The 21,921-nt window shown below is 61.7% G+C and carries 19 protein-coding genes; 12 read left to right on the top strand and 7 right to left on the bottom strand.

The annotated features are described in order from the left end of the window. Positions 1-2 precede the first annotated feature (2 nt). Together BTHE68_RS17195 and BTHE68_RS17190 are read right to left on the bottom strand one after the other, a co-directional pair. Positions 3-785: a DUF2092 domain-containing protein gene (locus BTHE68_RS17195; protein ID WP_162067511.1), complete on the bottom strand. Its 783-nt coding sequence runs from the start codon at positions 783-785 to the stop codon at positions 3-5. A gap of 277 nt (positions 786-1,062) precedes the next feature. After that, positions 1,063-1,890 (bottom strand): hypothetical protein, encoded by an 828-nt coding sequence (locus BTHE68_RS17190; RefSeq protein ID WP_162067510.1) that lies wholly within the window; start codon positions 1,888-1,890, stop codon positions 1,063-1,065. A gap of 416 nt (positions 1,891-2,306) precedes the next feature. Here BTHE68_RS17190 and BTHE68_RS17185 point away from each other — a divergent pair, with 416 nt between their 5' ends. From BTHE68_RS17185 to BTHE68_RS17155, 7 genes are all read left to right on the top strand, one after another. Beyond that, positions 2,307-3,524 carry an ABC transporter substrate-binding protein gene (locus BTHE68_RS17185; RefSeq protein WP_162067509.1) on the top strand — a complete coding sequence of 406 codons (1,218 nt, stop codon included), beginning with the start codon at positions 2,307-2,309 and terminating at the stop codon, positions 3,522-3,524. Between the two features lie 84 nt (positions 3,525-3,608). Next, positions 3,609-4,481: a branched-chain amino acid ABC transporter permease gene (locus BTHE68_RS17180; RefSeq protein ID WP_061174836.1), complete on the top strand. Its 873-nt coding sequence runs from the start codon at positions 3,609-3,611 to the stop codon at positions 4,479-4,481. 10 nt (positions 4,482-4,491) lie between these two features. Further along, on the top strand, positions 4,492-6,435 hold the full coding sequence (locus tag BTHE68_RS17175) for a branched-chain amino acid ABC transporter ATP-binding protein/permease (protein ID WP_162067508.1): 1,944 nt from the start codon (positions 4,492-4,494) through the stop codon (positions 6,433-6,435). Between the two features lie 663 nt (positions 6,436-7,098). Further along, a complete protein-coding gene (locus tag BTHE68_RS17170; protein ID WP_162067507.1) occupies positions 7,099-7,833 on the top strand; it encodes an ABC transporter ATP-binding protein in 735 nt (244 codons plus the stop codon). 110 nt (positions 7,834-7,943) lie between these two features. Continuing rightward, positions 7,944-8,780 carry a shikimate dehydrogenase family protein gene (locus BTHE68_RS17165; protein ID WP_162067506.1) on the top strand — a complete coding sequence of 279 codons (837 nt, stop codon included), beginning with the start codon at positions 7,944-7,946 and terminating at the stop codon, positions 8,778-8,780. A 127-nt stretch (positions 8,781-8,907) separates the two neighbouring features. After that, entirely contained in the window at positions 8,908-10,833 is a 1,926-nt protein-coding gene (locus BTHE68_RS17160) for a potassium transporter Kup (protein ID WP_162067505.1), read from the top strand. A 35-nt stretch (positions 10,834-10,868) separates the two neighbouring features. Beyond that, the gene (locus BTHE68_RS17155) at positions 10,869-12,869 is read left to right on the top strand and encodes an acyl CoA:acetate/3-ketoacid CoA transferase (protein WP_162067504.1); all 2,001 of its coding nucleotides are present in this window, start codon (positions 10,869-10,871) and stop codon (positions 12,867-12,869) included. Positions 12,870-12,912: 43 nt separating this feature from the next. On the opposite strand, the gene BTHE68_RS17150 is transcribed toward BTHE68_RS17155, so the two are convergent. Beyond that, entirely contained in the window at positions 12,913-14,394 is a 1,482-nt protein-coding gene (locus BTHE68_RS17150; RefSeq protein ID WP_174258092.1) for an amino acid permease, read from the bottom strand. A gap of 408 nt (positions 14,395-14,802) precedes the next feature. Between BTHE68_RS17150 and BTHE68_RS17145 the strand changes: the two genes are divergently transcribed. After that, positions 14,803-15,459 carry a peroxiredoxin gene (locus BTHE68_RS17145; protein ID WP_162067502.1) on the top strand — a complete coding sequence of 219 codons (657 nt, stop codon included), beginning with the start codon at positions 14,803-14,805 and terminating at the stop codon, positions 15,457-15,459. Between the two features lie 74 nt (positions 15,460-15,533). On the opposite strand, the gene BTHE68_RS17140 is transcribed toward BTHE68_RS17145, so the two are convergent. Together BTHE68_RS17140 and BTHE68_RS17135 are read right to left on the bottom strand one after the other, a co-directional pair. Continuing rightward, the gene (locus BTHE68_RS17140) at positions 15,534-16,007 is read right to left on the bottom strand and encodes a ferritin-like domain-containing protein (RefSeq protein WP_162067501.1); all 474 of its coding nucleotides are present in this window, start codon (positions 16,005-16,007) and stop codon (positions 15,534-15,536) included. Between the two features lie 163 nt (positions 16,008-16,170). Continuing rightward, the gene (locus tag BTHE68_RS17135) at positions 16,171-16,881 is read right to left on the bottom strand and encodes a FadR/GntR family transcriptional regulator (RefSeq protein ID WP_162067500.1); all 711 of its coding nucleotides are present in this window, start codon (positions 16,879-16,881) and stop codon (positions 16,171-16,173) included. Between the two features lie 475 nt (positions 16,882-17,356). Between BTHE68_RS17135 and BTHE68_RS17130 the strand changes: the two genes are divergently transcribed. From BTHE68_RS17130 to BTHE68_RS17120, 3 genes are all read left to right on the top strand, one after another. Next, on the top strand, positions 17,357-18,250 hold the full coding sequence (locus BTHE68_RS17130) for a ketopantoate reductase family protein (RefSeq protein ID WP_162067499.1): 894 nt from the start codon (positions 17,357-17,359) through the stop codon (positions 18,248-18,250). A 109-nt stretch (positions 18,251-18,359) separates the two neighbouring features. Next, positions 18,360-18,683, top strand: a complete 324-nt coding sequence (locus BTHE68_RS17125; protein ID WP_162067498.1) for a DUF4148 domain-containing protein — start codon at positions 18,360-18,362, stop codon at positions 18,681-18,683. A 66-nt stretch (positions 18,684-18,749) separates the two neighbouring features. Next, entirely contained in the window at positions 18,750-19,121 is a 372-nt protein-coding gene (locus tag BTHE68_RS17120; protein ID WP_162067497.1) for a DUF427 domain-containing protein, read from the top strand. A gap of 3 nt (positions 19,122-19,124) precedes the next feature. Here the strand turns inward: BTHE68_RS17120 and BTHE68_RS17115 are convergent, their stop codons facing one another. Continuing rightward, a complete protein-coding gene (locus BTHE68_RS17115) occupies positions 19,125-20,018 on the bottom strand; it encodes a LysR family transcriptional regulator ArgP (protein ID WP_162067496.1) in 894 nt (297 codons plus the stop codon). Positions 20,019-20,112: 94 nt separating this feature from the next. Between BTHE68_RS17115 and BTHE68_RS17110 the strand changes: the two genes are divergently transcribed. Then, a complete protein-coding gene (locus tag BTHE68_RS17110; protein ID WP_162067495.1) occupies positions 20,113-21,240 on the top strand; it encodes an aminotransferase class I/II-fold pyridoxal phosphate-dependent enzyme in 1,128 nt (375 codons plus the stop codon). Here the strand turns inward: BTHE68_RS17110 and msrA are convergent. Next, the gene (gene msrA / locus BTHE68_RS17105; protein ID WP_162067494.1) at positions 21,204-21,917 is read right to left on the bottom strand and encodes a peptide-methionine (S)-S-oxide reductase MsrA; all 714 of its coding nucleotides are present in this window, start codon (positions 21,915-21,917) and stop codon (positions 21,204-21,206) included. The two genes, BTHE68_RS17110 and msrA, sit on opposite strands and share 37 nt — an antisense overlap. Positions 21,918-21,921: the final 4 nt, after the last annotated feature.

Here is a 21,921-nt window from a genome sequence, read left to right as displayed (position 1 = left end):
CCTTATTGAGCGCCGTGAATTTGCACGAACTTGATCTGACGTGCACCTTCAGGAGCGGAAAATTCGAATGCTTTCTGATCGATTCGAGGATTGATATTCCAGCGATAAACCGCCGTGTATTGCGGTCGTTCCTTGTCCGTCAACGTCACAATATTCAACTTGCACGGCAGCGGTTGATCGCCTTTCTTGATCCAGAGCTGCCAGTCGACAGCGTTTTCATGGTATGCATAGTGCGAGCAGGTAACGCCGCCCAGAACCTCATCGCCAATATAAGCCGTGGAAAGCACACGCTTCATTTCGTCCGGATTCGCACCGAGCGTGAAAATATCGCTGAGCGGCAACTCGATTCCATACTTGGTTTCGAGATCGCCCATGAGGTCCTTGATGGTCGCCGGCGCATCGACCGTCGCATAGAATCTGGGCGGTTCGGTATATAACGTGAAGTGCTTGCCGTCGAAATAGGCATGGCGGCTATTGACTGACGCACTTCCAGAAATATCGGCCCTGAGAGAATCGGGGCGGCGCACGGTCAGTTCTGTATTGTGCGACGACTGTATCAACTGTGAGGTTTCGCCGTCCACCATGACCTGATCCGTCGTGGAATCGACATCGAGGACAAACTGTTTTACGGTCTGCAGATAGGCGCTCATCTTGACGAGCGCATCCATTGCGCTGGAGTCCGGCTTCTGTGCAGCGATTTTTTCTGCTGCCAGAACAGTACTTCCCACAGGACTCAATGCACTTGCGACTGCGGCAAAAAGCGCTAGTTTCACGAAAACCCGCATTGCTTGACTTCTCCTTTGATCGCTTCTTCAAACCGGATCCAACGCGCGCGCCGGAATCGCGGCCATTTAATTTATTTCCAATTTTTGAATATCGCTGGCTTGGGGGAATGCGAATACGACACCACGCACATGGTCAGAAGTCGCCGGTTTGCTGTGCCACCGACGCGAGACGCCTGTCAGGACAGCCATGGTATCGATAAGAAACCGCAACGGCTGGATGAAGAGTCCAGCCGATCGTTATGGCCTTACCCAAGGCCAAGCCAGCACGACGCCGGGATTACTTCACGAGCTGACCGTTGCGCGTCACGTCGACAGCCGTGGCGGCGACATACGTCGCCATGATGTTGTCGCCGACCTTGAACGTATCGAGCTGGACGTCCGGCGAAGCCTTCACCGTGACGATGCGCTTCGCGCCTGAGAGCGTCACTTCGCGCGTGACGGGATCGATCTTCTCGATCGTCGCCACGATCTGCACGCCAGTAGTCTTCACCACGACGCCGCCCGATGCCGGTGAAATCTCTTGCGCCGTTACTCGCGAGTGCGTGTCCTTGGGATCGACCTTGTCAGCCGACATCAGGAGCGCGCCACGGTATTGCATGTGGACTTCGTCGCCAACCTTCAGCTTCTTGATGTCAGCGATGGTCGGATCGACTGCGATCGTTACGGTCTTGCCCTTCAGCCCTTTCAGATCGACCGTGCCATTGCCGAGATCGATCGTGGTAATTTTCGCGACCAGGTTCACGACGACCGCGTCACCCAATGCCCCGACGGCGCTGGCGGGCTGAGCCGCATTCGTGGATTGATGGGCCTGAGCGGCGGGGACGGCCAGCACGGCTACGCTCAAAGCGGCAGTGACCATGAGCCGGCGGACAAAAAGGGGTGTGCGTTGTTGCATGTATTGCTCGACAGAAAAATCAGGCCCGTTGGCCTGTGAAAGAACGGATTCAGAATGCTGATCCGCGACAATCGTTCGAATCAAGCAGCGGCAACGGAATCGGGAAGACGCTGACAAAATGAAAACGAATGCCGCCAATTTACTGTGCGAACGATGCTCGAGCAATGATTGAACGCCCAATGCTTGAGCGGATCTGGCAAATTCGGTCACAATTGGTTCAGCAGGCTATATAAAGCGCCCCTTTATGAGAACCGCTTTACCAGATCTCATGTACAGGACGACGAATCTGCCAGCGCCAGGGTGCTTGACAGGCCTCGCGCAAAAAAACGCAGACACTTCCCTCCTCGGGATTGCACCGCGTTTCTGTACGCGTATACCCGCTGTCTCCGCTCATGTTCGAAGCGCAAAAACGCTTTGGCATGCTGCCTAAATCCCGCCTTGCACACTTGTGATGCACCGGACGTGCGCTAACGCTCGTGCTCTTCGGGTATGTCCGAATATGGTCATATCCTTACATTTTTCTAAACTCGCTCACAGCCCATGTAATCGATAACGCACAGCGCACTTAAAAGCATGTCCGGCGTTGCATGGGTCTTCAAATAACGATTCAAGCGACGGAGACACACATGGGTATCAAGATGAAGCTCATCGCGAGCGCGCTGGCGTTCGGCGTTTTCTCGTTGGCGCACGCGGCGGACCCGATCAAGATCGGCGTCGATGGTCCGTTCACGGGCGGTTCGTCTTCCATGGGTGTCAGCATGCGCGACGGCGTGCGTCTCGCCACCGCCGAGATCAACAAGTCGGGCGGCGTGCTCGGCCGTCAGATCGTGCTCGTCGAGCGTGATGACGAAGCGAAGAACGAGCGCGGCGTGCAGATCGCGCAGGAGCTCATCAACAAGGAGAAGGTCGTCGCGGTCGTCGGCTATATCAATACCGGCGTCGCGCTCGCGTCGCAGCGCTTCTTCCAGGAAGCGAAGATTCCCGTCTTCAACAACGTCGCGACGGGCACGGTGGTGACGAAGCAATTCGACGATCAACCCGATAACTACGTGTTCCGCAACGCTGCCGCCGACCGCATCCAGGCGCCGATGATCGTCGAGGAAGCCGTCACGAAGCGCGGCTTCAAGAAGGTCGCGATCCTCGCCGATTCGACCAACTACGGCCAGCTCGGCCGCGAGGATCTGGAGAAGGCGTTGGCCGCGAAAGGCGTGAAGCCGGTTGCAGTCGAGAAGTTCAACATCAAGGACGTCGACATGACGGCCCAGTTGCTGAAGGCGAAGGAAGCGGGCGCGGAAGCCGTGCTCACATACGGCATCGGGCCCGAGCTTGCGCAGATCGCCAACGGCATGGCCAAGCTCGGCTGGAAAGTGCCGCTGATCGGCAGCTGGACGCTGTCGATGGCGAATTACATCGACAATGCCGGCGCGAACGGCGAAGGCGCGCGCATGCCGCAGACCTTCATCCAGGAAGCGAACACGCCCAAGCGCAAGACCTTCATCGATGCCTACGTGAAGGAATTCAAGCCGAAGAACGATCGCATCGATTCGCCGGTGTCGGCGGCGCAGGGTTATGACTCGGTGTATCTGCTCGCGGCGGCGATCAAGCAGGCCGGCACGACCGATGGCCCGAAGGTCAAGGAAGCGCTCGAAAACCTGAATGCGAAAGTGGAAGGCGTCGTGATGGTCTACGACAAGCCCTTCACGAAGGCCGATCACGAAGCGATCAGCCCGAACGTGCCGGTCATCGGCGAGGTGAAGAGCGGCCGCGTGATCTACGCGTACGAAGCCGACAAGAAGGGCGGCGGCACGTTGCGCGCCAAGCAGACGACGACCGCGTCGAACTGAGACCGGTCGCTCATCATGTCGATGTGAGCCGCGCTCGCCACGATGGCGGGCGCGGCTTTGTCATGCTTTTTCAGGCGCTCGAAGATGATCCTTCTGCAACTCGTCTATAGCGGCATAGCGCTCGGCATGATCTACGCCGTGATCGCGTTCGGCTATCAACTCACATTCGCCACGTCGGGCACGCTGAACTTCGGTCAGGGCGATGCGCTGATGCTCGGCGCGCTCGTCGGCCTCACGCTCGTATCGGCGGGCGTCAACTACTGGCTGATGATTCCGCTCGTGTGTCTTTTCGGGCTCGTGCAAGGCTCGTTCGTCGAGCGCATCGGCGTGCGGCCCGCGATCAAGATCAAGTCTGAATTCGGCTGGATCATGTCGACGATCGCGCTCGGCATCATCTTCAAGAACGTCGCGGAGAACGTGTGGGGGCGCGACGATCTGCGCTTTCCGTCGCCGTTGCCCGAAGCGCCGCTGAAGGTCTTCGGCGCGAACGTGTTGCCGATGGAACTGCTCGTCGTCGGCGGCGCGCTCGTGATGATGCTCGCGGTCGAGTTCTTCAACCGCAAGACTATCTTCGGCAAGGCCGTGGTCGCGACCGCGAACGATCGCGATGCGGCCTCGCTCATGGGCATCAACACGGGACTCGTCATCACATTCTCGTACGCGCTTTCATCGTTGACCGCTTCTTTCGCGGGGGTTCTGATCGCGCCGCTCACGTTGACCGGCGCGACGATGGGCGCAGTGCTCGGACTCAAGGCGTTCGCGGTGGCGATCATCGGCGGCTTGTCGAGCGGCATGGGCATCATCGTCGGCGGGATGATTCTCGGCATCGCGGAGACGACCACCGGCTTCTACATTTCCACCGGCTACAAGGATGTGCCGGGGCTCGTGCTGCTCTTGATCGTGCTCGCGGTCAAGCCTGCAGGTCTGTTCGGCAAGACAGCGATCAAGAAAGTCTGAGGCGGCGACGATGAAAGCAAAGAACTGGATCGCGGCGCTCGTCGGGCTTGCCGCACTCGCGATTTTTCCGGTGGTGTCGGGCAATCCGTATTACATCCACCTCGTCGAAACCATCATGATCTACGCGATCCTGTTGTTCGGGCTCGATATCGTGGTGGGTTATACGGGGCAGGTATCGCTCGGTCATGCGGGGTTGTTCGGCGTAGGCGCATACACGGCGGGCGTGCTGTTCATCAAGCTCGGCATGCCGTTCTACGTGACCGCGCCGCTGTCGATTCTGGTGACGGCCGGCTTCGGCGCGATCCTCGCGTTACCCGCGTTGCGCGTCTCCGGCCCCTATCTCGCGATGGTGACGCTCGCGTTCGGCACGATCATCCAGATTCTCATCAACGAGATGGATTTTCTGACGAACGGACCGATGGGCCTGAAGATCCCGAAGCCGATGTTCGCCGGGCACAGGCTCGACGAAGTGCAGTACTACTGGCTCGTCGCGGCATTGCTGGTCGTGTCGCTGATCGTCGTGCATCGCGTGCTGAAGTCGCATCTCGGGCGCGCGTTCGAGGCGTTGCGCGACAGCCCGATCGCATCGGATTGCATGGGCGTGTCGGTGTATCGGTACAAGGTGTACGCGTTCGTGATCAGCGCGGGCTTTGCGGGACTCGCCGGCTGTCTGTACTCGTATTCCGAGCAATACATTTCGCCCAACACGTATAACTTCGAACTGACGATCCTGTTCCTGCTCGCGATCATCATGGGCGGACGCAAGACGCGCACGGGCGCGCTGATCGGCTCGACGGTCATCGTGATGTTGCCGAAGCTGCTCGACGATATCTCCAACTTCCGCGTCGTGGCGACCGCGCTCGCGGTGGTCGTCGTCGCGGGCGCGGTGCTTGCCCTTGCGCGCAAGACCACGACGCCGCAGCGCGTCGCGGTGCCGGTCATCGGCACGGCGGGACTTGCCGCGTTCTCGTTCTGGATCGAAGCGCTGACCGACTGGCGCCTGACCATCTTCGGCCTGATGATCTTGCTCGTCGTGTATTACTTGCAGGACGGAATCGTCGGCTTCGTGCGCAAGACGCTCAATCTCGGCCGCGTGCGCGTGACGAAGGTCGATACCGAGGAACTCGCGAGCCATACGCGTCAGGACGACGCGATTGCGGCGGTCGAAACGCAAGGCGCGGACACGATCCTCGACGTGCGCGGCGTGCTGATGCAGTTCAGCGGTCTCAAAGCATTGAACGACGTGAATCTGACTGTGAAGCGCGGCACGATTCACGGCCTGATCGGGCCGAATGGTTCGGGCAAGAGCACGATGATGAACGTGCTGACGGGCATCTACGTGCCCACTGCCGGTGCGATCGAATACGAAGGGCAATCGCTTGCGGGACGCACCTCGTCGAAGATCGCGCTGTCGGGCATCGCGCGGACGTTTCAGAACGTGCAGCTCTTTGGCGAGATGACGGCGCTGGAGAATGTGCTCGTCGGATTGCATCACACGTTCAGCTCGAATTTCGCGGATGTGGGGGTGATGAGTCCGCGTTATCGGCGTGAGGAGCGCGCGGCGCGCGAGCGGGCTTTCAATATGCTGCGTTTCGTTGGACTGGAAAATGTGGCGGGAGAGGAGGCGCGTAATCTGCCATACGGGAAGCAGCGGTTGCTGGAGATTGCGCGGGCTTTGGCGCTCGACCCGCAACTGCTTTTGCTCGATGAACCTGCGGCTGGGTTGACCGCGCCGGATATTCGCGAACTGGTCGCGATCATTCGCAAGGTGCGCAATCATGGAATTACGCTCGTGTTGATCGAGCACCATATGGATGTGGTGATGAGTGTCTGCGATACGGTTTCGGTGCTGGATTTTGGGCAAAAAATCGCCGAAGGGAAGCCTTCCGAGATTCAGGCTAATGAGAAGGTTATCGAGGCTTATTTGGGAGGGCAGGCTGCGCAGGTTGCTTGAGTTTTTTTTGTCGCCGGATTCCGTAGACGTGTCGGTCTATTGGCGTTGCCCCTGTGCGGGGCGGCAGTCACTTTCTTTGCTGCTGCAAAGAAAGTAACCAAAGAAAGCAGCTCGATACGCCCACGGTCACACGCAGTTTGGCCACTATTCTCCTCGTTCGTGGGCTCTGTAGCGAGTGCCCTCGTAGGCCTGACCGGGCTTGGACCGCGCACGGTCTGACAAGCTAGTTGTTTAAGCGCACTGGTTCAGCACGAAACAGTTCCGGCACAGCGCTACGCGCTGCCGATGGGTGTGCGAGGGAAACCGACGAAAAAAGAGAAGCACAGAAGCACATGCAGACCGGATGTACCCATCGGCCGCGCAGCGGGCCGGAGCCATTTCGTGCTGAACCAGCCACGCATGCGGCGCGATGTGTCAGACCGTGCGCGGTCCAAGCCCGGTTAGGCCTACGAGGGCACTCGCTATTGCTGTGCCAAAGACGATCGCCTGTGCCGGGGCCGGTGTGAAGTACTTTGGATGGGGAAAGCTGCTTTCTTTGGTTACTTTCTTTGCAGCAGCAAAGAAAGTGACCCCCGCCCCGGGGAGGGGCAGTGCCAATAGACCGACGCGAAATCAGGATTCCATAGAAGCCGAAGCGAACGACGACCGAACGCGACCAAAAACATGCTGACGATAAAAAACCTCCACGCCGGCTACGGCAAAGTGAAAGTCCTCCACGGCATAACATTGCACGTGCCGAAGGCAAAAGTCGTGACCTTGATCGGCTCCAACGGCGCGGGCAAAACCACGACCATGCGCGCGATCTCCGGCATGATCAAGCCGACGGAAGGCGAAATCACGATGGGCGTCGGCAGCAACACCAAGCGCATCGACTCGCTGGAGTCCCACAAGATCGCGCGCCTGGGCCTGGCGCATTCCCCCGAGGGCCGCCGCGTATTCGCGACCATGTCCGTCACCGATAACCTGCTGCTCGGCGCCTTCCCGCGCCTGACGTGGTCACGCCCGAAAGGCGACGTCAACGCCGACCTCGAACGCGCGATCGACCTCTTCCCGCGCCTGAAAGAACGCCGAAACCAGCTCGCAGGCACGTTGTCAGGCGGCGAACAGCAAATGCTCGCGATGGCCCGCGCCATCATGCTCAACCCGGACCTCGTGCTGCTCGACGAACCGTCGATGGGCCTCGCGCCCATTCTCGTCGACGAAGTGTTCCGCATCATCGAGCGCCTGAAGGCCGATGGCGTGACGATGCTGCTCGTCGAGCAGTTCGCCGCCGCCGCGCTCAATGTCGCTGATTACGGCTATGTGCTGGAGAACGGCCGCGTCGCGACCCACGGCCCGGCGGAGCAGCTTCGCAACGATCCATCGGTGAAGGCGGCGTATCTCGGCGCGAGCCACTGAAAATTGCGGCACCGCGCAACGACAATCAGGCGGCACTGAACCCGCAAGCGGCACTATCATGGTGACGGCGCGCCACGCACGCGCCTTCGACATCCTCACAAGGAGCTGCCATGATCAGCGGCAAGACCACTCTGATTGCTCACCTCGGCTACCCGACCGAAGCGTTCAAGGCGCCGATGATCTACAACCCCTGGTTCGACAAACAGGGCATCGACGCGGTCGTCGTGCCGATGGGCGTCAAACCCGAGGATTACGTCGCGTTCCTGCCGCATCTGTTCAAGCTCACGAATATTCGCGGCGCGCTCGTCACCATGCCGCACAAGATCACGACCGTCGGCCTGATGGATGAAGTCAGCCCGACCGCGCGCATCGCCGGGGCGTGCAACGCGATCCTGAAGCGCCCGGACGGCACGCTCGTCGGCGATCAGTTCGACGGCGCGGGCTTCGTGCGCGGCGTCGAACGCAAAGGCCGCAAGCTCACGGGCGCGCGCGTGCTCGTGCTCGGCAGCGGCGGCGTCGGTTCGCCGATCGCAGCGTCGCTCGCGGCGGCGGGCGTCGCCGAACTCGCGGTATTCGATACCAACACACCTTCTGTCGAAGGGCTCGCGTCGCGTTTGCGCGAGCACTATCCTCAACTCGTCGTGCGAACCGATACGAAAGACCCAGCCGGCTTCGACGTGATCGTGAACGCAACGCCGCTCGGCATGAAGGAAACCGACCCGCTGCCGTTCGATATCGATCGCATCGCGCCGGAGACGTTCGTCGGCGAAGTGGTGATGAAGTCGGAATACACGCCGCTTCTGCGCGCGGCCAAGGACAGGGGCTGCGCCGTGCAGGTCGGCACGGACATGCTTTTCGAAATGATTCCGGCGTATCTGGAATTCTTCGGCTACGGCACCGCGACGGCGGACGATCTACGCGCGGTCGCGCAGATCAAGTACGCATAGAAAACGCTGCGCGCACATAACCGCGCATCCGTTCCTATACTGCAATCGACACAGCAACGCAGACGCTCATCCTCTGACAAATAGGCCGCCCGCACGCGCGGTGGCCCGGAAAAAGCAGGGAGGAATCATGGGATCGACTGCACCCGGCTTGCCGGCCGACGACAAACACACGCCCGAGCCGCACGGCCATCCGGCCTTGTTCGGGCTCTCGCTCGCGGCGCTCGGCGTCGTCTACGGCGATATCGGCACGAGTCCGCTGTACACGCTCAAAACGGTGTTCGATCCCGCCGGCGGCCTGCCTTTACAGCCTGCGAACGTGATCGGCATCGTGTCGCTGATCTTCTGGTCGCTCACCATCATCGTCTCGCTCAAGTACGTGACGCTGATCCTGCGCGCCAACAATCATGGCGAAGGCGGCATCATGGCGCTGCTTGCGCTCGCGGCGTCGTCGGTCGAATCGAAGAAGCGGCTCAAACACGTGCTGTTGCTGGTCGGCGTGATGGGCGCGGCGCTGTTCTACGGCGATGGCGTCATCACGCCCGCCATTTCCGTGCTGAGCGCGGTCGAAGGGCTCGAAGTCGCCGCGCCCGGCCTGCAGCCCTATGTCGTGCCCATTACACTCGTCGCGCTGGTCGCGCTGTTCGTGATGCAGAAGCACGGCACGTCGGGCATCGGCGCGGTGTTCGGGCCGGTCATGGTGCTGTGGTTCATCGTGCTGGCGGTGTCAGGCTTCATGAACATCGCGGATGCGCCGCGTATTCTCGTCGCGCTCAATCCGCTCGAAGGGCTTGCTTTCTGCGTGCATCATCGCTGGCTTGCGTTCGTCGCGCTCGGTGCCGTCGTGCTGTCGCTGACGGGCGCGGAAGCGCTCTATGCCGACATGGGTCACTTCGGCTCGCGGCCGATCCGCCTCACGTGGTTCGCTGTAGTCTTTCCCGCGCTCGCGCTCAACTATCTCGGTCAGGGCGCGCTCCTGATCGCCGATCCGGCCGCGCTGCAAAATCCGTTCTATCGGCTCTTTCCGTCTTGGATGCTCTATCCGATGGTTGTGCTCTCGACCATCGCGACGGTCATCGCCTCGCAGGCCGTGATCTCCGGCACGTACTCGATGACCAAGCAGGCGATGCAGCTCGGCTTTCTGCCGCGCATGAGCGTCGTGTACACGTCCGCGAAGGAGATCGGGCAGATCTATGTGCCGGGCATCAACTGGACGCTGCTGCTCGCGGTGGTGGCCGCCGTGCTCGGCTTCGGTTCGTCGACCGCGCTCGGCTCCGCATACGGCATCGCCGTGACCGGCACGATGCTCATCACCACGGTGCTGACCTTCTTCGTGATCCGCTATGCGTGGCACTACAACTGGTCGCTGTGCATCTTCGCGACGGCGTTCTTCTTCGTGATCGATGCGATGTTCTTCTCCGCGAACTGTCTGAAGATCGCGGAAGGCGGCTGGTTCCCGGTCGCGATCGGCCTCGTGATGTTCACGGTCATGGCGACCTGGGGACGCGGCGCGCAGATGATGATTCAGGAAGCCCGCCTGCGCGCGGGCGCGACGCCGCTCAAGCCGTTCCTCGCCAGTCTGCTCGCGCGTGCGCCGGCACGCGTGGAGGGCACGGCGATCTTCATGTCGAACGATCCGACCGGCGTGCCGCATTCGCTTCTGAACAACCTGATGCACAACCGCGTGCTGCACGAACACACGGTGTTTCTGACGGTCGCGACGGAGCCTGTGCCGTGGGTCGACAAGGCGCACCGGGTGTCGCTGGAATCGCTCGGCAACGGCTGTTTTCAGGTGACGGTGAACTACGGCTTCAAGGACGAAGTCGACTTGCCCGCGGCGCTCGAAACGTGCCGGTCGTCGGGGCTCAACTTCGATCGCGCGACCATTTCGTACTTTCTTTCGCGGGCGACCGTCGTGCCGACGCCGGGCACGGGCATGGCGTTATGGCGCGAACGGCTCTTCGCGATCATGCTGCACAATGTGGGGAACGTCGCGGCCTATCTGCGATTGCCGGCTGATCGCGTCATCGAACTCGGGGCGCGTGTCGAAATATAGAACTCACCACAAGAAACGCGCGAACAGGAGACGCCATGACCGCCAGCAGCACGCCGACCCGCCATCCGTTTCCCTCGACCGCGCGCCTCGTCGAACGCGGCAAGATCGTGTCCGCGCGCGAGGCCGTGCGTCTCATCCGCTCGGGCGACACCATCGCGACGAGCGGCTTTGTCGGTATCGGCTTCGCGGAGGAAGTGGCGATCGCGCTGGAGGAGCGCTTTGTCGAAGGCACCGATCCGATCGCCGGACTGACGCTGGTGTATGCCGCCGGGCAGGGCGACGGGCGCGCCAAGGGCCTCAATCATCTGGCGCATGAGGGACTCGTCAAGCGCGTGATCGGCGGGCACTGGGGGCTCGTGCCGGGCCTGCAGAAGATGGCGATCGAGAACCGCATCGAAGCGTACAACCTGCCGCAAGGCGTGATCTCGCAACTCTTTCGGGACATCGCCGCGCATCGGCCCGGGCAGCTTTCGACGGTCGGTCTCGGCACCTTCGTCGATCCGCGCAACGGCGGCGGCAAGCTCAATGCGCGCACGACCGAAGACCTCGTGCGCCTCATGCCGATCGACGGCACGGACTATCTGTACTACCCGACCTTTCCGATCGATGTGGCGATCGTGCGCGGCACCACCGCCGATCTCAACGGCAACGTCACGATGGAAAAGGAAGCGCTGACACTCGAAGCGCTGTCCATCGCGATGGCCGCGCGCAACTCGGGCGGCATCGTGATCGCGCAGGTCGAGCGGCTTGCGGAATCCAACACGCTCAATTCGCGGCAAGTGAAGATTCCGGGCGTGATGGTCGATTGCGTCGTGCTCGCGAAGCCCGACAATCACTGGCAGACCTTCGGCGAGCAATACAGCGCGGCGTTTTCCAGCGAATTGCGCGTGGCCGCGAGTTCCGTGCCGCCGATGGGGCTCACCGAACGCAAGATCATCGCGCGCCGCGCGGCCTTCGAGCTGATGGCCAACAGTATCGTGAATCTCGGCATCGGCATGCCGGAAGGCATCGCGAGCGTCGCGAACGAAGAGCAGGTGATCGACCTCTTCACGATGACGACCGAGCCTGGCGTGATCGGCGGCATTCCGGCGGGCGGCCTCAACTTCGGCGCGGCCACGAACACGCAGGCGATCATCGATCAGCCGTATCAATTCGACTTCTACGATGGCGGCGGTCTCGACATCGCGTTTCTCGGTCTCGCGCAGGCGGACCGCGAAGGCAATCTCAACGTCAGCAAGTTCGGGCCGAAGCTCGCGGGCGCGGGCGGCTTCATCAACATCAGCCAGGCCGCGAAGAAGGTCGTGTTCGTCGGCACGTTCAACGCGGGCAAACTCGATGTGGCGATCGAAGAGGGCAAGCTCAGGATTCGCCGCGAAGGCGATTGCCGGAAGTTCGTCGACGCGGTCGAGCATCGCACCTTCAGCGGCCGTTATGCGGTCGAGCGCGGGCAAACCGTGCTCTATATCACCGAGCGCTGCGTGTTCGAACTCACGGACAAGGGGCTGGTTCTCACGGAAGTCGCGCCGGGCATCGATGTGGAGCGGGACATCATCGCGCAAATGGGTTTCGCGCCGATCATGGACAAGCCGCCGCGTCTGATGGACGAACTGATCTTCCGCGATGCGCCGATGGGCCTGCGCGCGATCCTGCTCAGGCTCGACTTGTCGGAACGCTTCAGCTATGACCCGGAAAAGAATCTTTTCTTCATCAACTTCGAAGGCCACGAAGTCAAGAGCGTGGACGATGTCGAGGCGATCCGTCGCGAAGTAGAAAAGCAGTTGGCGGGCGCGAAGACGCGGCCGCACGCCATCGTGAACTACGATAACTTTTCGATTCGCCCCGACATGCTCGACGCTTATTCGGAGATGGTCACGAAGCTGGTGGATGGCCACTACGACCGCGTGACGCGTTATACGACGAGCAGTTTCCTGCGCCTCAAGCTCGGCGATGCATTGAAGCGCCGCGGCGTCGCGCCGTATATCTACGAAAGCCCGGAAGAAGCGCGCGAGCATGAATCGAAACGCGCGGCGGAGTGAGTCGACAAGCAAAGAGGCCGCGTTGCCGGCGGCCTCTCGAACATCACTTGCGCTGATCGCGCAGCCTGCTGTGACGTATGCCGTACACGAAGTAGATGACGACGCCGATCACCATCCACACGATGAGCCGGATCCAGGTATCGGCGGGCAAACCGGACATCAGGAAGATCGACGACAGCGCCCCGAGCGGCGCGACGATGAATACGGCCGGCGTCTTGAACGCGCGTTCGAGATTCGGCTGCGTGATGCGCAGCACCAGCACGCCGACGCACACGACCGTGAACGCGAACAGCGTGCCGATGCTCACCAGTTCGCCGACGAGTCCGATCGGCAACAGCCCCGCAAGAATCATCACGATGACGCCGGTGATGATCGTCGTGATATAGGGCGTATGAAAGCGCGGATGAATCTTCGATGCGAAAGGCGGCAGCAGACCGTCCTTGGCCATCGAATAGAAAATGCGCGGTTGCGATAACAGCAACACGAGAATCACGGACGTGAGGCCGAAAATCGCGCCGAGCTTCACGATGGGCGAGAGCCAGCGCATGCCGATCGCATCCACGCCGACTGCAATCGGGTCCGCCACGTTGAGCTTGTCGTAAGGCACGATGCCCGTCAGCACGTAGGACACGAGCACGTAGAGAATCGTGCAAATCGTGAGCGAACCGAGCAGGCCGATCGGCATGTCGCGTCGTGGATTGCGCGTCTCCTGCGCGACACACGAGACCGAATCGAAACCGATATAGGCAAAGAATACGACCGCCGCGCCGCGCAGCACGCCGCTCATGCCGAACACGCCCGATTCGCCGGTATTCGGCGGAATGAACGCGCCCGTGGGGTTCTGTGCCGTGACCCAGTGGCTCGTATCCACATACGCGATGCCCGCGGCGATGAACGCCAGCACGATCAACACCTTGATCACGACGATGACGCTATTTACGCGCGCCGATTCGCGGATGCCGAAGACGAGCAGCAGCGTGATGAGCCCGACGATCACCATCGCGGGCACGTTGAGGATCGAGCCGACATGGCTCCAGCCGTGTCCTGGCTCGTACGCGAACGGCGCTTTCGAGAGCTGCTCGGGTATGTCGACGCCGAACGAATGCAGAAAGCTCACGACATATCCCGACCAGCCGATCGCGACGGTGGTCGCGCCGACCGCGTATTCGAGAATCAGGTCCCAGCCGATGAGCCACGCGATCAGTTCACCCATCGTCGCGTAGGCATACGTGTAGGCGCTGCCCGATACCGGCACGGTGGATGCCATTTCCGCATAACAAAGCCCCGCGAGCGCGCAGACGATCGCCCCAAGCACGAACGATATGATGATCCCCGGCCCGGCGTTGGTCGCGGCCGCGTGGCCGGTCAGCACGAAAATCCCCGCGCCGATGATGCAGCCTACGCCGAGCATCACGACATCGAGCGCGGTGAGCGATCGTTTCAGCGCGTGGCCGCCGTGTTCCTGGAGCACTTCGTCGGTTTCGGCCGCTTCGCTTTGCAGCAACGCGACGGATTTTCTTTGCATGACGGTCACGATCGCCTCCTGTGCGGCGGCAGCGTGGCCGCACCCGGTGGCGCGGCGAATTCTGTCCGCCTGTTCAAGTGCGGGATGTTCCACTTGCCTTCCGCTTCACGCCTGCACGTTTGTTATGACGGACAGTCGTTCCGTGATAGCAGATTTTGCCGGGGAATTCGAGCGCAAACCCATGCGCACGCACGCTCGTTCACGGCGACCGCATGCAGCACGAAGCGTGCCGCAGTCTGTCAGCGAGCTTGCAAAACCCCACGCAGCTCAAGGACTTGGTCCCGCGTCCGGAGCGTCCGTGCGCGGGGCACTATAATCGGATTCACAGTTTCGCTTTTCAACCCCGGAATCCGTTCCGTTTCACCGATGGGACGTTCACCGGACTTTCCTCACGTGTGGAGATTTGATATGGCTATACGCATTGGTGATGAAGCCCCTGACTTCACGGCAGAGACGACCGAAGGCACGATCCGCTTCCACGAGTGGATCGGCGACAAATGGGCGATCCTGTTTTCGCATCCGAAGGACTTCACGCCGGTCTGCACGACCGAGCTCGGCTATATGGCCAAGCTCAAGCCCGAGTTCGACAAGCGCAACACGAAGGTGATCGGCCTGTCGATCGACCCGGTGACGAACCATTCGCAGTGGGCGAAGGATATCGAGGAAACGCAGGGCACCGCGGTCAACTATCCGATGATCGGCGACGCGGACCTGAACGTCGCGAAGCTTTACGACATGATCCACCCGAACGCGAGCGGCGCGAACCCGCGCACGGCGAATGACAACGCGACGATTCGCGCGGTGTTCATCGTCGGTCCGGACAAGAAGGTAAAGGCCACGTTCACGTATCCGATGAGCGCGGGCCGCAACTTCGACGAAGTGTTGCGCCTGCTCGACGCGCTGCAACTGAACGCGAAGCACACGGTCGCGACGCCGGTGAACTGGCGGCCGGGCGAAGACGTGATCATCCCGACGTCCGTGTCGGATGACGACGCGAAGAAGAAGTATCCGGACGGCTTCAAGACGCTGAAGCCCTATCTGCGCACGGTGGCGCAGCCGAAGTAACGCGCGGGCGCTACGAGCGTGTCAGACGCCGGTCCACGCAATGCGGACCGGCGTTTTTCGTTGGTGCGCGAAAATCAGGTATGACCCGAGCGGCGCTCCGGCGAGGTCTCGACTTCGCCCGGCCTGCGCAGCATCTTGTCCACTTCGCCCGCGTGCATTTCCTCGACCTGGATCATCTGCCGCGCGTATTCCTCCAGCGCGACGGAGCGGTCTTCGACGATCTTCAGCAAGTCGCGATACAGACCGAGCGCGACGGTTTCCGCCTGCAGCGATTCACGCAGGATGGTCGCGATGTCGAAAGTGTGATTGTCCAGCAGCGGGCCGATTTCCAGCGACGGATACGCGCCCAGCGTCGTGATCCATTCGCCGGCCTGATGCGCGTGCGTGAGCGATTCGTCGGCCTGTGCGCGCAGCCACGAGACGATCGGAATACGCCCGAAGCCGAACACGAGAAACGAATAGTGCGTGTAGCGCACGACGCCCGCCAGTTCGGATTCGAGAATCCTGTTCAGGACGCCGACGACCTTTTCCTTTTCGAGCTCTGCCATTCTTGCCTCCGTTTTCCTGCTCCGGCTTCACTCATTGTAGTCACACGTGGACTGCATGCGAGCCGAAACTGCGGCATCGGGCGCGCAAGATGCGCTCCCGAAACGGAGAAGACGGTGCGGCCGCCTCGCGGCTGCGGCACCGGACAGCATGGATACGCCGATTTCAGGCGATTTCCTCGACCCAGAGCGAGGCCGTGCGCGTGAGCACCTGCGACATCGCGTTGCGCGCGCCGTCGCCATCGGCGGTTTCGATGGCGCGCACGAGCCGGCCATAGTCGCCCAGTTGCGATTCGGGCACGCGCGGCAGCGGATGCGGTTGCGAGCGCAGTGCGGCCTTCAGCGTCCGGATGCCGACACGCACGACGCTGCCCATCTGACACAGCAACTCGTCGCCGCTCGCATCGACGATGGCGGCCTGCAACGCCTCTTCCGCAGCGGACTGCAACGGCTCGGATGGGCTTGCGTGCACGAGCCGCTGATAGGCCGCGTTGATCGCGATGCGCTGATGCCGGTTCGCGCGCGTCGCGGCAAGCGCGGCGGCGGGCGGATCGACGAGCGAGCGGAACTCGATCAGCCTGCGAAAGCACTCCGGATCGTGCAGCGCCCGCATGCGCCACTCGGCCACTTCCGGATCCATGATGAGCCATTCGCGCGCCGGCTTGATGCGCGTGCCCGTCTTGGGCCGCACATCGAGCATGCGGCGCGAGATGAGAATGCTCAGGGCCTCGCGCATGATGGTGCGGCTCACGCCGTGCTTCTTCGAAAGAATGACTTGTGGCGGCAGCACGTTGTCCTGGTATTCGCCGCTCACGATGCCCGCGACGAGTTGATTCACCACGCGCTTGACGAGCGATGCTTCATATCCATGATTCATTTTCTTGTTCTCGTGATAACGCCCACGCCTATGGCTTCTCACTACTCGTCGCCGAGCGGCGAAACCAGCGTTTGTCTAAGAGCACGGCGCGTCGGTGCGCCGCGCGGCCTCATGCTCGCGCAAAACGCTTCCCCCCCGGCTTGCCGTGTAGTTGGTCCCCAGGTTTCAGCTACCCGATGCGGCATGCACCGCACACCCCATAGCGGTCGGCAGTTGGTTGGACAGCATCGTCGATCCGCTGAAAGGAAGCGTATATCGGTGCGCCCCGGTTTAACAATATGGTTCACCGCTAATTCAACAGACTATCGTGCGTCGGCCCACAAAATGCCGCGCTCAGCGCATGCGGCGCAATTTCCGTCGACGTGCGCAAGCGTTTGCGCGTAATCGGTTATGCGAAGCATCGCCTGCGCCGGGCGATGCAACGGCCATGTGTTACCGTTTCGAGCCATAGCAACGCAACGAGGAGAAGCGAAACATGAAAGTCGCCGTCATGGGTGCGGGCGCGGTCGGTTGTTATTACGGCGGCATGCTCGCGCGCGCAGGTCACGAGGTCGTGCTGATCGCGCGGCCGCAGCATGTCGAAGCGATCGCGCGCGATGGCCTGCGGCTCGACACGCAACATTTCGATGAGCGCGTGCGCGTGACCGCCAGCACCGAAGCGAGCGCGGCGAAGGGGGCGGAGCTCGTGCTGTTCTGCGTGAAGTCCACCGATACCGACAGTGCGGCGCACGCGCTCGCACCCTGGCTCGAGCGCGATACGCTGCTGCTCTCGCTGCAGAACGGCGTGGAGAATGCCGAGCGTCTGCGCGAACTGCTGCCGCAGGAGGCGGCGGCGGCAGTGGTGTATGTCGCGGCGGAAATGGCGGGGCCGGGGCACGTGAAGCACAACGGCCGTGGCGAACTCGTGATCGAGCCGTCGACGAAAAGCGATGAGGTCGCCCGCACATTCGTGGCGGCGAGCGTGCCGACCGACATATCCGACAACGTGCGCGGCGCGCTGTGGGCCAAACTCGTGCTGAATTGCGCCTACAACGCACTGTCCGCGATCACGCAGATGCCGTACGGCAAGCTCGTGCAGGGCGAGGGCGTCACGCGGGCGATGCGCGATGTCGTCGAGGAATGCCTCGCGGTCGCCCGCGCCGACAGAGTGACGATTCCCGGCGATGTCGATGCCGCCGTGCGCCGTATCGCGGAGACGATGCCGAACCAGTTTTCATCGACCGCGCAGGATCTGGCGCGCGGCAAGGCGAGCGAGATCGATCATCTGAACGGGCTGATCGTGCGGCGCGGCGAGGCGCTCGGCGTGCCGACGCCGGCGAATCGGCTGCTCCATGTGCTCGTCAAGGCGATCGAAAGCAAGACGCCATAGTGCGCGATTGGAGGCGAACCGGCGGCCGGGGCTGGCACAGGCGATGCTGAATTCATGGAGCACGCACAGAAAACATCGTGCGGAGCCCAACACAACCCGGAGGTTCACCATGAAATCGTTCGTCAAGGCCGTGGCCATCGCCGCTGTAGTGGTGGCGCCGGCGCTCTCATTCGCGCAAGCCGATTCATCTGTCACGCGCGATCAGGTGAAGCAGGATCTGCGGCAGGTCGAAGCCGCAGGCTACGATCCGTCGCGCTCGGATAACACGTCGTACCCGTCGGATATTCAGGCTGCCGAAAGCCGCGTCTCGCGCCAGAACAACGCGGATGTGAACGCATACGGTGGCGCGGCGGGCGGCGCATCGGCCTCGGGCATGCGCGCCGTGCCGCCGATGAACAACGACGGCACCAAGCCGATTTACTTCGGCCGTTGATTGTGAGTTCTGCGCGTTCGGCGCAACGGCGCTACCATCGGTTCTTCCCTTCGCTGGAAGACAGTCATGGATAGAGCCGTCAAGATTCCCGGTCCCGATCATCCGATCACGATCACGCGCAGTCCCTCGCGCGTGATCGTGAAAGCGGGCGGGCGTGTCATCGCCGATACCACCGATGCGCTTTCGTTGCGCGAGGCATCGTACCCCGAGGTGCTATACGTTCCGCGCAAGGACGTGGACATGTCGCTGCTCGAACGCACGTCGCACGCCACGTATTGCCCTTACAAGGGCGAATGCAGCTATTACAGCATTCCGTCGGGTGGAGAAAAGGCGGCCAATGCCGTGTGGACCTATGAAGCGCCGTACGACGCCGTTGCGTCGATCAAGGAACATCTGGCGTTCTATAAAGATCGGGTCGATTCGTTCGAAACCGCGTAATTCTCAGTCGAGAAAGCTCCTGGCGCGGTGCTTGAGCATCGCGCTGAAATCGTCGAGCCAGCCGAGCGCGACGCGCCAGCTTTGCCAATAAAGATCGACATCGAAGCGCGATCCCGGCGACACCTCCACGAGCTCGCCGTTATCGAGCTGCCGCGCGATTAGCCGTTGCGGACACATGCCCCACGCAAGCCCCGACGTGCACGCGCGCACGAAACCTTCGCCGTGCGGCACCACATGCGCGGGCGGTTCGATATCCACTCGACTCACGCGCTTGATGAAGCGCTTCTGCAACTCGTCCTTTTCATTGAAATTGACACATGGCGCGCGACGCAGCGCGTCACGTGTGAGACCGTCGGCGAAATGACGCGCGAAATACGCAGGTGAGCATACCCCGCGATAGCGCATGCGTCCAAGCTTCGTCGCGCGCCAGCCGGGCACGGGCGTGGCTTGCGTGGTGATCGCACCTTGCACATCGCCTTCACGGATGCGCTGCGCGGTGTGATCCTGATCGTCGACGACGAGATCGAGCATCAATTCGCGTTCGATGCAGAAATCCGCCGCGGCGTCGATGAACCATGTGCTCATGCTGTCGTCGTTCACCGCGATGCGCAGCTTCGCGCGTCGCTCGCTCGGCGTGCCAGGCAAGGTCGGCATACGTCCGCCCAGTTCCGCTTCGAGCAGTTGCACGCGTTCGGTATGACGGCACAGCAGCGCGCCCGACGCTGTCGACTCGCACGGCTGGCCGCGCTTGACGAGCAGGCTCCCAACACGTTCTTCCAGAAGCTTCACGCGCTGCGAGACAGCCGAAGGCGTAACGCTGAGATCGCGTGCCGCGCGCTCGAAGGAACCGGTGCGAACGACAGCGAGCAGCGCATCGAGCAGGGCGTAGTCCAGCATTAGCGTTCCTTAATCGGGATTAGAAAGTTTAGCTGTTTGATTGTGCAGATCGAGAGCAGACTACGGCTTTCTTCGATCCCGATCAAGCCACGCCATGCAACCGACCCCCTTCAAGCTGGAACGCTACTTCGCGCAGCACGAATTCACCGCGCGTCATTTGCTGTGCAGCTCCGATCCAGAATCGATGTCGATCGGAGACTTGCTCGCCCTCGAACCAGACGCGATGGACGGTTTGCGCGAAACGTGGCTCGGCTATACCGAGTATCCCGGCGCACCGGCGCTGCGCCGCGAGATCGCAACGCTTTACGAGCGGATTGGCGAAGATGAAATCATCGTGCACACAGGCGCGCAGGAAGCCATTTATTCATTCATGAACACGATGCTGACGGCGGGCGATCACGTGATCGTGCATATGCCCGGCTATCAGTCGCATTATTCGGTCGCCGAGGCGTTGGGCGTGAGCGTGTCGCCGTGGAAGGCGCGCGAAGAAGCGGGCTGGGCGCTCGATCCGGACGAACTGGAAACGCTCGTCACGCCCGCGACGCGTGCGATCGTGATCTGTGCGCCGCATAATCCGACCGGCTATCTGCCGACGCGCGACGTGTTCGATGCGATCGTGGCATTTGCGCGCAAGCACGGCCTATGGCTTTTCAGCGACGAGGTGTATCGCGGACTCGAACACGATCCTGCCGATCGCCTGCCCGCCGCATGCGATGTCTACGAGCGCGCGGTTTCTCTCGGGGCGCTCTCGAAGACACACGGACTCGCGGGCCTGCGGCTCGGCTGGATCGCGACGAAGAGCGCGCACGTGCTCGCGCGCATGAGCACGTTCAAGGACTATCTCACCATCAGCAACAGCGCGCCGAGCGAATATCTCTCGACGATCGCGGTGCGCCACACCGATGCGCTCATCGAACGAAATGTGTCGATCGTGCGCGCCAATCTGCGCCTGCTCGACAATTTCTTCACCTGTCACGCGGACCGCTTCGCATGGCATCGTCCGCGCGCAGGCACGATCGGCTTCGTGCGATTGAAGCGCGCAGGCGCGGAACGGTTTTGCGCCGAACTGCTCGAACGCACCGGCGTGCTGCTGTTGCCTTCGACACTGATCGATCACGGCGACGCCCATGTTCGCCTCGGCTTCGGTCGCCGCAACATGCCCGCCGCGCTCGCGATTCTCGACGCCTATCTGGACGCGACCGACACGAGCACCGCGTCCTGACGATACGCATCCGGGAACATCTGCTTCAGGTTCGCGACCTTCGGCAGATCGTTGATCGCGATATACGGGCTGTCCGGATGCTGCGTCAAATAGTTCTGGTGATAGTCTTCGGCCGGGTAGAAGCCCTTGTAGTCCTCGATCTTCGTGACGATCTTGCCGCCATACACGTGCGCCTTGTCGAGCTGCGCGACATAGGCCGTGACGATGTCGCGTTGCGCCGCGTTGGTCGGAAACACCGCCGAGCGATACTGCGTGCCGTGGTCCGGGCCTTGATAGTTCAGCTCGGTCGGGTTATGCGCAACCGAGAAGAAGATCTGCAAGAGTTTGCCATAGGAAACCTGCGCCGGATCATAGGTTATCCGAACCGATTCGGCGTGACCCGTATCGCCTTCGCCGACGCGTTCGTATTGCGCGGTGTTCGCCGCGCCGCCGGCATAACCCGACATCACTTCCTTCACGCCGCGCACGTGCTGAAACACGCCTTGCACGCCCCAGAAGCAGCCGCCCGCGAAGACGGCGGTTTCGGTATGCACGGCGGCTGCGGTTTCGTCGTGCGCGGGCGCTGGAATCTTCACGGCATTCTCGCTGGAATGCGCGGCGCGCTGCAATGTGAACGCGCCCGCGAACAGCACGGCCACGCTCGCGGCCTTGAACGTCTTGCTGGTGGTTTTCAACATGTCT

The organism is Burkholderia sp. THE68, assembly GCF_009938265.1.
Lineage (GTDB): Bacteria > Pseudomonadota > Gammaproteobacteria > Burkholderiales > Burkholderiaceae > Caballeronia.
Note: the sequence above shows the minus strand (reverse complement) of the source record. Positions and strands in the feature narration are given on the sequence as shown.

Bases quoted from the DNA above. Each gene is read 5' to 3' on its own strand.
- BTHE68_RS17195 (WP_162067511.1), bottom strand. From the start codon at position 785: ATGCGGGTTTTCGTGAAACTAGCGCTTTTTGCCGCAGTCGCAAGTGCA.
- BTHE68_RS17185 (WP_162067509.1), top strand. From the start codon at position 2,307: ATGGGTATCAAGATGAAGCTCATCGCGAGCGCGCTGGCGTTCGGCGTT.
- BTHE68_RS17180 (WP_061174836.1), top strand. From the start codon at position 3,609: ATGATCCTTCTGCAACTCGTCTATAGCGGCATAGCGCTCGGCATGATC.
- BTHE68_RS17175 (WP_162067508.1), top strand. From the start codon at position 4,492: ATGAAAGCAAAGAACTGGATCGCGGCGCTCGTCGGGCTTGCCGCACTC.
- BTHE68_RS17170 (WP_162067507.1), top strand. From the start codon at position 7,099: ATGCTGACGATAAAAAACCTCCACGCCGGCTACGGCAAAGTGAAAGTC.
- BTHE68_RS17165 (WP_162067506.1), top strand. From the start codon at position 7,944: ATGATCAGCGGCAAGACCACTCTGATTGCTCACCTCGGCTACCCGACC.
- BTHE68_RS17160 (WP_162067505.1), top strand. From the start codon at position 8,908: ATGGGATCGACTGCACCCGGCTTGCCGGCCGACGACAAACACACGCCC.
- BTHE68_RS17155 (WP_162067504.1), top strand. From the start codon at position 10,869: ATGACCGCCAGCAGCACGCCGACCCGCCATCCGTTTCCCTCGACCGCG.
- BTHE68_RS17150 (WP_174258092.1), bottom strand. From the start codon at position 14,394: ATGCAAAGAAAATCCGTCGCGTTGCTGCAAAGCGAAGCGGCCGAAACC.
- BTHE68_RS17145 (WP_162067502.1), top strand. From the start codon at position 14,803: ATGGCTATACGCATTGGTGATGAAGCCCCTGACTTCACGGCAGAGACG.
- BTHE68_RS17140 (WP_162067501.1), bottom strand. From the start codon at position 16,007: ATGGCAGAGCTCGAAAAGGAAAAGGTCGTCGGCGTCCTGAACAGGATT.
- BTHE68_RS17135 (WP_162067500.1), bottom strand. From the start codon at position 16,881: ATGAATCATGGATATGAAGCATCGCTCGTCAAGCGCGTGGTGAATCAA.
- BTHE68_RS17130 (WP_162067499.1), top strand. From the start codon at position 17,357: ATGAAAGTCGCCGTCATGGGTGCGGGCGCGGTCGGTTGTTATTACGGC.
- BTHE68_RS17125 (WP_162067498.1), top strand. From the start codon at position 18,360: ATGAAATCGTTCGTCAAGGCCGTGGCCATCGCCGCTGTAGTGGTGGCG.
- BTHE68_RS17120 (WP_162067497.1), top strand. From the start codon at position 18,750: ATGGATAGAGCCGTCAAGATTCCCGGTCCCGATCATCCGATCACGATC.
- BTHE68_RS17115 (WP_162067496.1), bottom strand. From the start codon at position 20,018: ATGCTGGACTACGCCCTGCTCGATGCGCTGCTCGCTGTCGTTCGCACC.
- BTHE68_RS17110 (WP_162067495.1), top strand. From the start codon at position 20,113: ATGCAACCGACCCCCTTCAAGCTGGAACGCTACTTCGCGCAGCACGAA.
- msrA (WP_162067494.1), bottom strand. From the start codon at position 21,917: ATGTTGAAAACCACCAGCAAGACGTTCAAGGCCGCGAGCGTGGCCGTG.